At 65.9% G+C, this 14949-nt stretch carries 8 protein-coding genes; all 8 read left to right on the top strand.

Annotated elements, in window-relative coordinates; translation table 11 throughout:
- Window positions 1-4 precede the first annotated feature (4 nt).
- The 8 genes from CAPP_RS10460 (at window position 5) to CAPP_RS10425 (ending at window position 14763) form a co-directional block, all read left to right on the top strand.
- The gene (locus CAPP_RS10460; protein ID WP_076599520.1) at window positions 5-1801 is read left to right on the top strand and encodes an arabinofuranosyltransferase AftB family protein; all 1797 of its coding nucleotides are present in this window, start codon (window positions 5-7) and stop codon (window positions 1799-1801) included.
- A gap of 97 nt (window positions 1802-1898) precedes the next feature.
- Window positions 1899-2912 (top strand): alpha/beta hydrolase, encoded by a 1014-nt coding sequence (locus tag CAPP_RS10455; protein ID WP_084560606.1) that lies wholly within the window; start codon window positions 1899-1901, stop codon window positions 2910-2912.
- Window positions 2913-3126: 214 nt separating this feature from the next.
- Complete coding sequence (locus CAPP_RS10450; RefSeq protein WP_143313895.1) at window positions 3127-5100, top strand: alpha/beta hydrolase-fold protein; 1974 nt, start codon at window positions 3127-3129, stop codon at window positions 5098-5100.
- Window positions 5101-5123: 23 nt separating this feature from the next.
- Entirely contained in the window at window positions 5124-5591 is a 468-nt protein-coding gene (locus tag CAPP_RS10445) for a DUF732 domain-containing protein (protein WP_234958900.1), read from the top strand.
- Between the two features lie 26 nt (window positions 5592-5617).
- A complete protein-coding gene (locus tag CAPP_RS10440) occupies window positions 5618-6550 on the top strand; it encodes a cutinase family protein (protein ID WP_076599494.1) in 933 nt (310 codons plus the stop codon).
- A gap of 23 nt (window positions 6551-6573) precedes the next feature.
- Window positions 6574-8355, top strand: coding sequence for a FadD32-like long-chain-fatty-acid--AMP ligase (locus CAPP_RS10435; protein WP_076599495.1), 1782 nt, complete (start codon window positions 6574-6576; stop codon window positions 8353-8355).
- An 80-nt stretch (window positions 8356-8435) separates the two neighbouring features.
- On the top strand, window positions 8436-13211 hold the full coding sequence (gene pks13, locus CAPP_RS10430) for a polyketide synthase Pks13 (RefSeq protein ID WP_076599496.1): 4776 nt from the start codon (window positions 8436-8438) through the stop codon (window positions 13209-13211).
- 10 nt (window positions 13212-13221) lie between these two features.
- Window positions 13222-14763, top strand: a complete 1542-nt coding sequence (locus CAPP_RS10425; protein WP_200803290.1) for an acyl-CoA carboxylase subunit beta — start codon at window positions 13222-13224, stop codon at window positions 14761-14763.
- The last annotated feature ends 186 nt before the right edge of the window (window positions 14764-14949 follow it).

The following is a 14949-nucleotide window of genomic DNA, read 5'->3' as shown; positions in this document are numbered from 1 at the left end:
GCGCATGGAAAAACGCGCCCGCATATCGCTGCTCTTTTCGGCAGCGCTAGCGGGCGTTCTCGCTTTTTCGGGCGGGTGGGCCCGCCGCTGGATCAGCGACGACGGACTGATCGTTCTGCGCACCGTGCGCAACATCCTGGCCGGGAACGGGCCGGTCTTCAATATCGGCGAGCGTGTGGAGACGAACACCTCGACGCTATGGCAGTACCTCATCGCGGCGTTCAGTTGGGTGCCCGGCATGCGGCTGGAAGACGTGGCCATGTGGCTGGCGCTCATTCTGACCGTGATCGGCGTGGTCGCGGCGACGCTGGGGTCGGGAAAGCTGTGGCAGCGGGTGCACCCAGGTCTCGTCGCACCGTTTGGTTCGCTCATCTACCTGGCCCTGCCGCCGGCGCGGGATTTCGCCACCTCCGGCCTGGAGTGGGGACTGTCCCTGGCCTGGATCGGAGTGTGGTGGGCGCTGCTCGTCAGGTGGTCGGCAGGCGGGCGGGCCCAACTGTGGCTGGCGTTTTGGGCTGGACTGTCGTGGCTGGTCCGGCCCGAGCTGGCGCTCTACGGCGGCATCACCGGGATTGTCCTGCTGGCGGTCAACTGGCGCGACTGGAAGCAGATCGGGCTGATCCTGGCGGCGGCCCTGCCGGTGTCGGCGGGCTACGAGATCTTCCGCATGGGCTACTACGGCCTGCTGACGCCGCACACCGCGGTGGCGAAGTCGGCGTCGGGCGCGTACTGGGGGACAGGTGCGCGCTACGTGTGGGACACGGTGAGCCCGTACGCGCTGTGGGCGCCGGTGCTCGTCGCGGCGGCGCTCGGAATCTACTGGGCGCTGCGCCTGTCGTCGCGGGAGAAGCTCGTCGCGGCGGTCGCTGTCGGCTGCGGGCTGCTGCACCTGCTCTACGTGGTGCGCGTGGGCGGCGACTTCATGCACGGACGCATGGTGCTCCTGCCACTGTTCGCCATGCTGCTGCCGGTGGCGGCGGTGCCGCTGACGCTAGTCGGAGGCATCTGCGCCGCAGCGGTGGCAGTGTGGGCGGGCATCGTTGTCGCGCGTGGCCACGACTTGGGCTTCGAGCCTTTCGAGGACGGCCCGGAGAACCTCACTATCGTCGACGAGCGCGAATTCTGGACGGCGGTCTTGCTGCGCGAATCGGGCAACCCGCCGCGGTACGCCGAGGACTTCTTGGCCAGCGACCTAATGAACGGGTGGACAGAAGGTGTCGCTAAAGCGGAGGAGGAGAACTCTGGCGCGCTCGCGATCATCCTGAAGCAGAAGGACCCGTTTGTCTACGACTGGCTGCCGCTGGACCGCGTGAGCAAAGATTCGGACCTGCAGAATCTGGCGCCCACGGCATACCTGATCAACCTGGGCATGGTGAGCGCGAACTCGGACTTGGAGATGCGCGTGCTCGACGATGTCGGCCTGGCCACTCCGTTAGCGGCGCGGCAGCCGCGCATCGAGGGCGGCCGCATCGGCCACGACAAGCAACTCCCCGGGCACTGGAAATTCGCGGACACGGCGGTGGACGTGGAGGGGTTGCCCGGGCACGTCGATAAGCAGAAAGTGCGTGAAGCGCGCGCGGCGCTGCGCACGGACGAGATCGCGGAACTACTGGCCACCTCGCGTGAGCCGATGAGCGCGGAACGGTTTTTGAAGAACATGAAATTCGCGCTGACAGCGGGGCGCACCCTGGAAGTCGCGTCGGACCCGGCGGTGTATCTCGACGAGGAGACACTGAACCGCGTTGGGCGCGGCGAGGATGTCGGGCTGTCCGGCCAGCGCATCGCCTGGTCAGCGGACTAGTGGATTAAGAATTCAGCCATTGATAACATCACGGTAACGCTTTGCGATACACCTGTGTGTAATCCGGAATTTTTCTGACTATCTGATTGGTGGACACATGAACGCGACTACGTCTTTGCGTCGCTCGCTGCTCGCGCTGCTCCTGGCGCTGGCCACGGCGATGACGCTCATGGTGGCGACCCCGAACTATGCCAAGGCCGCAGGCAACCGCGACTGGCTGCGCCCCGACGCGACGGGCCACTGCACCTGGGATCCGGTGAGGTACTGGGTTCAGCGCTGCGACGTGTATTCCCCGGCGATGAAGCGCAATATCACGGTGCAGATCGTGCCGGCGGCGCGCGGCGGCAACGCTGGCCTGTACCTGCTCGACGGCCTCCGTGCAACGGAGCGCACCAGCGCATGGGTCAACGACGTCAACGCGGCCGCGGTGTACGCGCACTCGAATATCACCCTGGTCATGCCGGTCGGCGGCGAGGCTTCCTTCTACGCCGACTGGGCGCACGACCCGCAGTACGGCAACGGCAAGCCGTACAAGTGGGAGACCTTTCTGACCCGTGAGCTGCCGGGCTACTTGCAGCGCCAATTCGGCGTCTCCCCAACCAACAACTCGGTGCTCGGTCTGTCCATGGGCGGCACCGGCGCGATGAACCTGGCGGCGAAGCACCCGAACCAGTTCCGTCAGGTCCTGTCCTTCTCGGGTTACCTGACCACGACGCTGCCGGGCATGCAGACCCTACTGCGTTTGGCCATGCTCGACGCTGGTGGATACAACCTGAACGCAATGCACGGTTCGATCGTCAGCCCAGCGCGTTTTGAGAATGATCCGTTCCTGAACATGGGCGGTCTCCGCAACAGCGATGTCTACATTTCTGCTGCATCCGGTATCCCGGGCCCAGCTGATGCGAAGTACCTGCCGCAGCACCAGGCTGCCGGCGCTGCTCTGGAGTCCGGGGCCATGATCACCACCCGCGTGTGGGAGGCGAAGGCGCGTGCTCAGGGGCTGCGCGTCACCGCCGACTACCCTGCCGTGGGTCTGCACAACTGGGACCAGTTCGGTTACCAGCTGAATAAGACGAAGAGTCGCGTGCTCAATCACATGAACGCGTGGTAAGAACCTACGCTAGCCCTGGGCGACGGTGACTGTAGATACAGCTGTGGTCATTGTTTCCCAGGGTTTTTCTGTGTTCGCGGCGTGTCACCCTGTAAAGTCTCAAGTGAAACTTAAACTTCATCACGAAGACCGGGCCCGGCCTGGGGGAGGGGAACCCCCAGGGCGGGGCGCCCGTTAGTCCGCCATTCCGTCAACCAGCAAAGGGCTCTCTAACATGCGCTTTACACCCCGACGTTCTCCCCGCAAGGTCACCAAAGGCCAATTGCTCGCAGTCGCCGCAGTTCCCACAGCGCTCGCTGTCGGGGTAGCCGTCGTGCCTGCCGTCGCGCAGAACGGATCCTCCGATCTGTCCAGCTCCCTGTCGTCCGGCCGCGGCATTTCCGAGGGGCTGCGTCCGTCCGATCCGCCGCCGCGCACCCCGATCGAGGTCGACGAGCACCCGCAGATCGAGGGTCTTCCCGAAGGTGTGACCGTTGAGCGCATCGAGTGGCTGACGCAGCGCCGTGTCGCCGTGTTCATCAACTCGCCGTCGATGCCGGAGAAGCCGATCCAGGTGCAGATCCTGCTGGCCCGCGACTGGCACTCCAACCCCGAGGCGAAGTTCCCTGAGGTCTGGGCACTCGACGGCCTGCGTGCTCGTGAGGACGAGAGCGGCTGGACCATCGAGACCAATATCGAGCAGTTCTACGCTGACAAGAACGTCAACGTCATCATGCCGGTGGGCGGCGAGTCCTCCTTCTACTCCGACTGGCAGAAGCCGAACAACGGCAAGCACTACATGTGGGAGACCTTTCTGACCAAGGAGCTCGTCCCGCTGCTGGACAACCAGTACCGCTCTAACGGCAAGCGCGCCGTGGTCGGCCTGTCCATGGGCGGCACCGCCGCAGTCAACCTGGCGGAGCGCAACCCGCACCTGTTCGACTTCGTGGGTTCCTTCTCCGGCTACTTGGACACCACCACCTCCGGCATGCCGCTGGCCATCAAGGCCGCGCAGAAGGACGCGGGCGGCTACGACTCCGAGGCAATGTGGGGTCCGCTGGGCTCCCAGGATTGGATCGACCACGACCCGAAGCTGGGCATCGAGAATCTCAAGGGCAAGACCGTCTACGTCTCCGCCGGCTCCGGCCAGGACGATTACGGCCAGCCGGATTCCGTCGCCTCCGGCCCGGCAGTGCCGGCTGGCGTGGGTCTGGAGGTCATCTCCCGGATGTCCTCTCAGACGTTCGAGCGCTATGCCAAGAAGGCGGGCGTGCCGATCATCACTCGTTACCGTCCATCCGGTGTCCACGCGTGGGAGTACTGGCAGTTCGAGATGACCCAGGCATGGCCGCACATCGCCGACTCCCTTGAGGTCAGCGAGGCAGACCGTGGTGCAGAGTGCACCCCGGTCGGTGCGATCGCTGAGGCCACCAAGAGCGGAATCATCGGTAGCTGCGTCACCAACGAGTACGACGTCGCCGGCGGCAAGGGCAAGGCTGAGGAATTCCGCGGCGGTACCGCGTACTGGTCCCCGGAAACCGGCGCGCAGGTCCTGTTTGGCGCGATCCTGGCCAAGTACAATGCTCTCGGCGGCCCGGCCGGTTGGCTCGGTTTCCCCAAAACCGGCGAGCTCAAGACTCCGGACGGCAAGGGGCGCTTCGTCCACTTCCAGCACGGCTCTGTCTACTGGACCCCGCAGACCGGTGCGCAGGCTATCCCGGGCGACATGTTCGCCGCGTGGGGCAAGTCCGGCTACGAGATGGGCACCTTGGGCTACCCGGTCGAGGAGGCGCAGCCGGCTGAGGGCGGCTACGTCCAGAAATTCGAGAAGGGCTACCTGACCCGCAACCCGGAGAAGGACGGCAATACCGAGCACTTCTTCGTCTACGGCGCCATCGGCGCCAAGTACGGCGAGATGGGCGGCGCCCGTTCCGACTTGGGCTTCCCGAGGGACAACGAGAAGAAGATCAAGGGCGGCTTCTTCCAGGAATTCGAGAAGGGCAATATCTACTGGTCGCCGAAGACCGGAGCGCACGTGATCTACTACGGCGCGATCTTCGACCACTGGGGCAAAGACGGCTGGGAACAGGGCAAATTCGGCTGGCCCACCTCCGACATGAAGGAGATCCCCACCGGCGGCCTGACCATCTCCTTCGAGAACGGCACCCTGGACGAGATCTCCGGCCAGGTTCGTGAGCGGAAGAACTAGACGGTATGCGTAAACAAGCGATAGTGGCTCTCATCGCCGCGGCGGGACTTACCCTCACCGCGTGCGGCGGTGCCACCGTGGACAGCGACGACGTGCCGGAGACGCCGGCCCCGTCCAGCTCTGCAGCAGAGACGACGACGGAGACGACCAGCACCGAGTCTGCTACTGAGTCCAGCTCGGAAGCACCCGCCGCACCGGCGGACGACCCGGGGGCAGGCGAGGGCGCGGCCAGCGAAGTGGAGAACACCCCGGACGCCGCACCGATGCGGGCGGAAGAAGACGAGGCGTTCCTGGAAGCTCTACGCCAAGGCGGAGTGAACGTCGAGGGAAATGAGGAGCAACTGGTAGGTACCGCCCGTACCATCTGCGACGGAAGTACCGTCACGCGTGACGCCGTCGCCGGACAGCTCGTCGAGCAGCAGGCCACGGACATGGATGTCGAGGAGCTGTCCCAGCTCATCGAGTCCGCGGCACGCGATAACCTCTGCTAAGCAGCTAGAAGGAGGGCCGCACGCTCGTGCGCACCCGCAGAATTCTCACCATTATTGCCGCGCTCGCCGTCCTCGGCGTCATCGCATTCGGCGCGGCTCAGTGGCTCGGCCCGGGTGAGAGCCCGGAACCGCCGCTGTCCCCCGGACCGCGGGAGACCAAGGCACAGGAACCGGACTGGTGCCCGGCCGTGGAAGTCATCTCCGCGCCGGGCACGTGGGAGTCGTCGAAGAACGACGACCCGTTTGTGCCGCAGGCGAACCCGAAGAGCTTCATGCTCTCCATCACGCAGCCGTTGCAGGAGCAGTACGACATCAACCACGTCCGGGTGTGGACGCTGCCGTACACCGCGCAGTTCAAGAACATCCAGACCTCGCACGGCCGCAAAGAGATGAGCTACGACGATTCGCGCAACGAGGGCACGGACCGGATGAACGCGGAGCTGCGCTTCATCGACGAGACGTGCCCGTCGACGGAATTCATTCTCGCGGGGTTCTCCCAGGGCGCAGTGATCGTGGGTGATATCGCCAGCGACATCGGCAATCACCGCGGCGTGGTCGCCCCGGAGAAGATCCGCGGAGCGATCATGATCGCCGACGGGCGCCGCGAGAACGGCGTGGGCATCAACCCCGGCAACCCGCTGGGGGGCATCGGCGCGGAGATCGCGCTGGAGCCGCTCAACCGCGTGGTGCAGGCAGTCGTGCCGGGCGCGACGATGCGCGGCCCGCGCGACGGCGGTTTCGGGGCACTCAACGACCGGGCGATCGAGATCTGCTCGCCCGCGGACACTGTGTGCGACGCCCCGCAGGACGTGGGCAACGCTCTCGGCCGTGCGCGGGAACTCGTAGCGGCCAACGGTGTGCACGCGATGTACGCATCGAACCCCAACGTGATTCCTGGCTCCACAGCAAGCCAATGGTCCGTAGAGTGGATTCGCGAAAGTATCGACAGCAAAAACTAACTAGTTGCCAAGGAGCGCACACCATGGACCTCGAGCAGTTGCTCTACCAGTTCTACGACGACGACAAGATCGATCTGCCGCCGGAACTGTCCCTGTTCCAGCTGTGCGAGATGCTCTATAAGGGCAGCGCCGAGATGGGCACCGGCGAGGTGCACCAGATGCGCTACTGGGATTTCTCTGACGACCGCGATGGTGTCGCCGTGGATTTCACGCGCGACGAGGTGATCACCCGCATCAAGGCTGTCGCGGCGCGCCTGCAGCAGACCGGCACCCCAGGCGACCGCGTGGCCATCATGGCGGCGAATTCGCCGGAATACATCTTCTCCTTCATGGGCGCGATCTACGCCGGCCAGGTGCCGGTGCCGCTCTATGACCCGAATGAGCCGGGCCACGGCGAGCAGCTCACCGCCGTGCTCGAGGATTCCAAGGCCGCGGCGGTGCTGACCAACAACGCCGGCGCGAAGGCCGTGCGCGCCTTCTTCGCGGAGGTCCCGCGCGCGGAGCGCCCCCGCATCCTCGTCGTCGACGCGCTGCCGGATTCGTTGGCCGAGTCCTGGACCGCGCCGGATGAGCCGGCTGACGGCGATGCCGTCGACGAGGTCGCGTTCCTGCAGTACACCTCCGGCTCCACCCGTCTCCCGGCGGGCGTGGTGCTGACCCACCGCGCGATTTTGACGAACGTGCTGCAGATCTACGACGCAGTCGAGCTGAAGATGCCGCTGCGCCTGTCCACGTGGCTGCCGCTGCACCACGACATGGGCATCATTCTCACCGTGTTCGTCACCATCATGGGCATTGAATTCGAACTGATGGGCCCGCGCGATTTCATCCAGCAGCCGAAGCGCTGGGTCGACCAGATCACCAAACGCGAGCAAGACGAAAAGGACGAGACCTTCGTCTACACCGTCGTGCCGAATTTCGCGCTCGACCTCGCCGCCCGATACGCCGCGCCGGAGAACCCCGAAGACTACGACTTCTCCGCGCTCGACGGCATCATCGTCGGCTCCGAGCCGGTGACTAAGGCAGCGGTGGAGACCTTCGTGGACGCTTTCGGCCCCTCCAAGCTGGACCCGCAGGTCATCCGCCCGTCGTACGGCCTGGCGGAGGCGACGCTCATTGTGTCGACCCCGCAGACGGACGAGCGCCCGCTGTTCAAGAACTTCGACCGCGAAGAGGTCGGCCGCGGCCGCATCGTCGAGGCGGAAGACGGCATCCCGTTCGCGTCCAACGGTCAGCCCGTGCCGGACATGCGCTACGCCATCGTCGACCCGGAGACCCACGACGAGGTCGAGGAGGGAGCGATCGGCGAGCTCTGGCTGCACGGCGATAACGTAGCGGCAGGCTACGAGGGGCGTGAAGACGACACCAAGCAGACCTTCGGCAACACACTGCGCGGCCAGGACGGCTGGCTGGCTACGGGCGACCTCGTCGCCTTCTACCAGGGCCACCTCTACATCACTGGCCGCTTGAAGGATCTGGTGGTCATCGCGGGCCGCAACCACTACCCGCAGGATATCGAGGCGACGGTCATGGAGGCATCCGACCACGTGCGCCCCGATTCGGTGGCGGCGTTCGCGGTGCCGGGAGAGGACGTCGAAAAGCTCGTGCTGCTCGTCGAGCGCGTCGAGGGCGCGGACGAGGCCTCCGATGCGCTCGCCGAGGACGCGATCCGCGGCGCGGTGTCCAACAAGCACGGCATCAGCCCGGAAGTCGTCCGCTTCTACGCGCCGAATGAGATCGCGCGCTCCAGCTCTGGCAAGATCGCGCGCGTAGTCAACCGCGCAAAGTTCCTGCAAGAAAACTAGGACGTTAACGCGCCGGGCGCCGAGCCCGATAGATAGGCCGTAAGAATCAATCAATCGAGAAAAGGACGTAGGGCTAAAGCATGACCGAAAGCGAGCTCACCACCTGGTTGCAGTCGTGGATCGCGGATGCCACGGGGGCTGACACGGTCGATCCGTCCGTCCCGCTCGACAACCTCGGCCTTTCCTCGCGCGATGTCGTCGTTCTCTCCGGCGAGCTCGAGCGCCTGCTGAACATCAAGCTCGACCCGACGGTCGCGTACCAGTACCCGACGGTCGAAGCGCTCGCGCACGGTCTCCTCGCGCCCACAGGCGCACGCTTATCGACGGCTGCCGTCCCTGCCAACCGCGGCAGCGCCATCGGATCCGGCGATATCGCCATCGTCGGCCGCGCCGGACGCTTCCCCGGTGCAGGCAATGTGGACGAGTTTTGGGACCTGCTGGTGTCCGGCCAGTCCGTCACCGGCCCGCTGCCGGAAGGCCGCTGGAGCGAGTACTCGCAGGATCCGGTGATGTCCGCGAAGATGCGCGAGCAGAATGTCCAGGGCGGTTACCTGGACGATATCCGCAGCTTCGACAATGAATTCTTCGGCCTGTCTCCGCTCGAGGCGGAGAATATGGACCCACAGCAGCGCATCATGCTGGAGCTGGCGTGGGAGGCGCTCGAGGACGCGCACATTCCCGCAAGCGGGCTGCGCGGCGAATCCGTCGGCGTCTTCGTCGGCTCGTCGTCGAACGATTACGGCATGCTCATCACCTCCGACCCGGCGTCGGCGCACCCGTACGCGTTGACGGGCACCTCCAGCGCAGTGATTCCGAACCGCATTTCGTACGCCTTCGATTTCCGCGGCCCGTCGATGAATGTGGATACGGCATGCTCGTCCTCGCTGGTGTCTGTGCACCAAGCGGTGCGTGCCCTGCGCGGCGGCGAAGCCGATGTGGCGTTGGCGGGCGGCGTGAATATCTTCGCCTCCCCGTTCATCTCCACGGCATTCGCTGAGCTCGGCGTGATTAGCCCCACGGGCAAGATCAGCGCGTTTTCCGATGACGCCGACGGCTTCGTCCGCGCGGAGGCAGCCGGCTTCATCGTGCTCAAGCGCGTCGAGGACGCCATCGCCGACGGTGACGAAGTGCTCGCGGTGATCAAGGGCACTGCCACGAATTCCGACGGCCACTCCAATGGCCTGACCGCCCCGAACCCGGAAGCGCAGGTGGACGTGCTGCGCCGTGCGTACGCCGACGCGGGCATCGACCCGGCGGATGTGGACCTCGTGGAGGCCCACGGCACGGGCACCGCTCTCGGCGACCCGATCGAGGCCACCGCCCTCGGCCAGGTCCTCGGCGTGGACCGCGCCGACGCGAACCCGCTGCTGCTCGGTTCGGCCAAGTCCAATATCGGCCACTCCGAGTCCGCCGCAGGTGTGGTGGCCATGATCAAGGTGCTCGAAGCATTCACCCGCGGCACCCTCCCGCCGACGGCCAACTTCACCGAGGGCAACAAGTTCATCGACTTCGACGCCACCAAGATCGAGGTCGTCGAGGATCCTCGCGAGTGGCCCGAATACTCCGGGCGCCGTATCGCGGGTGTGTCCGGCTTCGGCTTCGGCGGCACGAACGCGCACATCGTCGTCAGCGATTTCAACGCCTCCGACTACGAGGTGCCGGAGCGTGAACCGAATGCTGGCCTCATCGACCCATCCAACCCGGACCTGGTCCTGCTGCCGGTCTCCGGCCTGCTGCCGTCGCGCCGCCGCGAGCTCGCTAGCGCTGTCGCGGAGTCGCTCAACGACAAATCGGACCTGCGCGCAGTCGCCCGCACTCTGGCTGGGCGCAACCACGGCCGTTCGCGCGCCGTCGTCGCGGCCTCCACCGTCGACGAGGCGCGCAAGCGCTTGAATTACGTCGCGGAAGGAAAGGTGACGCAGGGAGTGGCGTCGGCGGATTCGCCGTCGTCGGCCGGCCCCGTGTTCGTGTACTCCGGCTTCGGTTCGCAGCACCGCAAGATGGTCAAACCCCTGGTGGAGCTGTCCCCGGCATTCCGCACGAGGATGCAGGAGCTGGACCAAGTCGTCGACTTCGAGTCCGGCTGGTCCATGCTGGACATCATTCTCGACGATGAGCAGACTTACGACACCGAGACCGGCCAGGTCACCGTCACCGCGATCCAGATCGCGCTGACCGACCTGCTGGCCAGCTACGGAATCACACCGGCCGCCACGATGGGCATGTCCATGGGCGAGATCGCCGCGGCCTACGCGGCCGGCGGCATCAGCGCCGAGGACGCGATGCTCATCGCCTGCACCCGCGCACGCCTGATGGGCGAGGGCGAGAAGACCGTCGAAGGCACCGACCAAGAAGGCGCGATGGCCGTGGTGGAGCTGTCGAGGGAGGAGCTGGAAGGCTTCGTCGATAAGCATCCTGAGGCCGCCGGTGTCGAACCTGCTGTGTACGCGGGCCCCGGCATGACCACGGTGGGCGGCCCCGGAAAGGCCGTGGACTACCTCGTCGCGGCGCTCGAGGAAGAGAGCAAATTCGCGCGCAAGCTGAATGTGCGCGGCGCGGGGCACACGAGCATGCTCGACCCGATTCTCGGCGAGCTCGCCGGCGACATTGCCGGAATTGAGGCGAAACCGCTGCGCATTCCGCACTTCGGTTCCGTCGACGGCACACGCCAGGCGGGCGAGACGATCCACGATGTGGATTACTGGATCCGCATGACGCGCCAGCCGGTGCTCTTCCAAGACGCGACGGAGGCCGCGCTCGCCGCCGGCCACACGACGCTGGTGGAGATCTCCCCGAACCCGGTCGCGACCATGGGCATGATGAACACCGCGTTCACCGTGGGCAAGCCCGACGCGCAGCTGCTGTTCTCCCTGAAGCGCAAGGAGAACGAGGTGGCCACCCTGCTGGATCTCGCCTCCAAGCTGTACGTTTCCGGCATGCCCGTCGACTTCGCCGCGCTGGCTGGCGACGGTGTGCGCGCCGACGTGCCGCACACCCCGCTGCACCGCAACGAACTGTGGACCTCGGCGCGCCCGAGTTCGTCTGGCGCCGGCCCGCTGGGCCCGAAGGTGACGTTGCCAGACGGCACGGTCGTCTACGCGGCACCGGCCGACCAAATCTTCTCCGCGATGCAGGTCGTGGAACTTGCCGCCGCTGAAGTCGACGCGAATGCCACCGTCGTGGCGGCCGAGGAACGCGCGCCGCTGCCGGCCGCGGGCGAGCTGACCACCATGATCCGACGCGGGCTGGGCGGACTCACCATCAGTGTGTACAACGGCGCGGTCCTCGTCGCCGAGGGTTTCGCGTCCACGCTGGATCTGGGCCAGGTGTCGCTTCCGGGCGTGACCGATGCCCCGCAGCCGGCGCCGGAGGTGAAGGCCGCCCGCGAGCAGATGATCCGCGGTGCGACCGACGATGTCGACGTGGTCCGCTGGGACCCGGAGAAGGAGACCGTCGAGGAACGCCTGCGCTCCATTGTCTCCGAGTCGATGGGCTACGACGTCGACGACCTGCCCGATGAGCTGCCACTGATCGATCTGGGCTTGGATTCCTTGATGGGCATGCGCATCAAGAACCGCGTGGAGAACGACTTCCAGATCCCGCCGCTGCAGGTCCAGGCGCTGCGCGACGCTTCTGTCGCCGACGTGATCACGATGGTCGAAGAGGCCGTCGCCGGCCAGTCCGACGCGCCGCAGCCGATGGCGGAGAACGACCCGAACCGCGATCCTGCGCAGGCGGTCGAGCAAGCGAAGGGAGCGGGTACTCCGGCAGCGGGTGTGGGCGTTGCGCCACGCGACGCGTCCGAGCGCATGGTCTTCGGCGCCTGGGCGAAGCACGCCGGTGCTGCCGCGGCTGGCGTGACGTCCCCGCTGCCGGACATCACCCGCGAGCAGGCCGACAAGATCGCCGCGCATCTCTCTGAGCGCTCCGGCATCGAGGTCAGCGCCGACGACGTGCTCGCAGCCGAGACGCTCGAGCCGCTGGCCAACACCGTGCGCGAAGGACTGGAGACCCCGGTGGACGGCAATGTCCGCGTCCTGCGCGAGCGCACCGACGAGACCACGCCGTCGGTATTCCTCTTCCACCCGGCTGGTGGGTCGAGCTCTGTGTACCAGCCGCTGACCCGTCGCCTGCCGGCCAATGTGCCGGTCTACGGCATTGAGCGCCTCGAGGGCAGCCTCGAAGAGCGCGCCGCTGCCTACATCGCGGATATCGAGCGCCTTTCCGCCGGTCAGCCGATCGTGCTCGCCGGCTGGTCCTTCGGCGGTGCGCTGGCCTACGAGGTCGCGCACCAGCTGGAGAATCGCTCGGACATTCAGATCCCAGTGAAGTTCATCGCTTTGCTGGACACCACCCAGCCGTCGAACCCGACTCCGGATACCCCGGAGGAAACGAAGAAGCGTTGGGAGCGCTACGCCGCATTCGCGAAAAAGACCTACGGCCTCGACTTCGAGGTGCCGTACGAGCTGCTCGAAACCGCGGGCGAGGACGCGATGCTGCAGATGCTCGCCGATTTCCTCGCCACCACTGACGCCGCCGAGCACGGCCTCGCCGCGGGCGTGCTGGAGCACCAGCGCGCCTCGTTCGTGGACAACCAGATCCTGGCCAATGTGGACATGCAGCGCTGGGCTGAGGTGAACGTGCCGGTCCTGCTGTTCCGCGCGGAGCGCATGCACGACGGCGCGATCATGCTCGAGCCCGCCTACGCGGAGATCGACCCGGACGGAGGCTGGGGCGCTATCGTGGAGGACCTGACTATCGTGCAGCTGCCAGGCGATCACCTGGCGGTTGTGGATGAACCCGCGGTGGGGATCGTGGGTAAGCACATCGCCGAATGGATCGCCGAGGTGAACTAGAACAATGACCATGACGACCGCAGAGAAACTCGCCGACCTGCGCGACCGCGTGGAGCGGGCGCAGGATCCGGGCTCCGAGCGCGCACGCAAGCGCCGCGACGACGCCGGGCAGACCACGCCGCGTCAGCGCATCAATGCGCTTCTCGACGAAGGGTCGTTCGTCGAGACCGGGGCGCTCGCCCGCACCCCCGGCGACGATGACGCGGTCTACTCCGACGGTGTGGTGACGGGCTACGGGCGTATCGACGGCCGGCCGGTGGCCATCTACGCCCACGACAAGACCGTGTACGGCGGTTCCGTTGGTGTGACCTTCGGCCGCAAGGTCGTCGACGTGATGGAGCTGGCCATCAAGGTCGGCTGCCCCGTCATCGGCATCCAGGACTCCGGCGGCGCCCGCATCCAGGACGCGGTCACCTCGCTGGCGATGTACTCGGAGATCGCCCGCCGCCAGCTGCCCCTGTCGGGCCGCTCCCCGCAGATTTCGATCATGCTGGGCAAGTCCGCCGGCGGAGCCGTTTACGCCCCGGTGACCACAGATTTCATCGTCGCGGTGGAAGGCCAGGCCGAAATGTACGTCACCGGCCCGGCCGTCATCCGCGAGGTCACCGGCGAGGACGTCTCGTCGGCTGAGCTCGGCGGCGCGATGCAGCAAGAGCAGAACGGCAACGTCTCGGTCACCGTGCCGAGCGAGGAAGAGGCCTTCGACTTCGTACGCGACCTGCTCGGCCACCTGCCCACCAGCTCGTTCGACGAGGCGCCGGTGGCGTGGGCGCCCGCCGACGAGGAGCTCGACGACTCCGCGCTCGACGAGTTCATGCCGGACGACACCAATGCCGGCTACGACATGATGGATTTGCTGGTCCAGCTCGGCGACGACGAGGAGATCCTCGAGATCCAGGAGAATTACGCGCCGAATCTCATTTGCGCCATTGGGCGTATCGACGGCCGTCCCGTCGGCTTCGTGGCGAACAACCCTATGCACTTCGCCGGCTGCATCGACGCCGACGCCGCTGACAAGGGTGCCCGCTTCATCCAGATCTGCGATGCCTACAACCTGCCGCTCATCTTCGTCGTGGACACCCCGGGCTACCTGCCCGGCGTGGACCAAGAGAAGGTCGGTCTGATCCACCGCGGCGCCAAGCTGGCGTTCTCCGTGGTGCAGTCCACAGTGCCGAAGATCTCCCTGATCGTCCGCAAAGCTTACGGTGGCGCGTACGCCGTGATGGGTTCGAAGAACCTCTCCGGCGACCTGAACTTCGCGTGGCCCACCGCGCAGATCGCCGTGATGGGCTCCGCTGCCGCCGCAGTGATGATCCAGGGCAAGCAGCTCGCCGCCATCGAGGACGAGGCTCAGCGCAACGCCATGAAGAAGATGTTCATGGACTTCTACGAGGAGAATATGACCTCCCCGTACGTGGCCACCGAGCGCGGCTACCTGGACGGCATGATCCAGCCCTCGGAAACCCGCCTCACCTTGCGCCGAGCGCTACGGCAGCTGTCCACCAAATACGAGGCTGACCTGCCGAAGAAGCACAATATTCACCCGCTGTAATCCCGTTTGTAACGGTTGTGTAACGTACCGGGGGCCAGTCACGATACGTGAAACAGACAGTTCTGAAATTCCCGATACCTTATTGCAGGAGGAAACATGCTCAGCAGCGTACTCGACCTCGGTACCGAGCTCATCAACTACATTGTGTGGATTGCCCGCTCCATCTCCAGCGGCCAGCTGCCGTTC

Source organism: Corynebacterium appendicis CIP 107643 (genome assembly GCF_030408415.1).
GTDB classification, from domain to species: Bacteria; Actinomycetota; Actinomycetes; order Mycobacteriales; family Mycobacteriaceae; genus Corynebacterium; species Corynebacterium appendicis.
This window is presented reverse-complemented; position numbering and strand designations above follow the sequence as displayed.

Coding starts and splice junctions, on each gene's coding strand:
- CAPP_RS10425 (WP_200803290.1), top strand. CDS start 13,222: ATGACGACCGCAGAGAAACTCGCCGACCTGCGCGACCGCGTGGAGCGG.
- CAPP_RS10460 (WP_076599520.1), top strand. CDS start 5: ATGGAAAAACGCGCCCGCATATCGCTGCTCTTTTCGGCAGCGCTAGCG.
- pks13 (WP_076599496.1), top strand. CDS start 8,436: ATGACCGAAAGCGAGCTCACCACCTGGTTGCAGTCGTGGATCGCGGAT.
- CAPP_RS10435 (WP_076599495.1), top strand. CDS start 6,574: ATGGACCTCGAGCAGTTGCTCTACCAGTTCTACGACGACGACAAGATC.
- CAPP_RS10450 (WP_143313895.1), top strand. CDS start 3,127: ATGCGCTTTACACCCCGACGTTCTCCCCGCAAGGTCACCAAAGGCCAA.
- CAPP_RS10455 (WP_084560606.1), top strand. CDS start 1,899: ATGAACGCGACTACGTCTTTGCGTCGCTCGCTGCTCGCGCTGCTCCTG.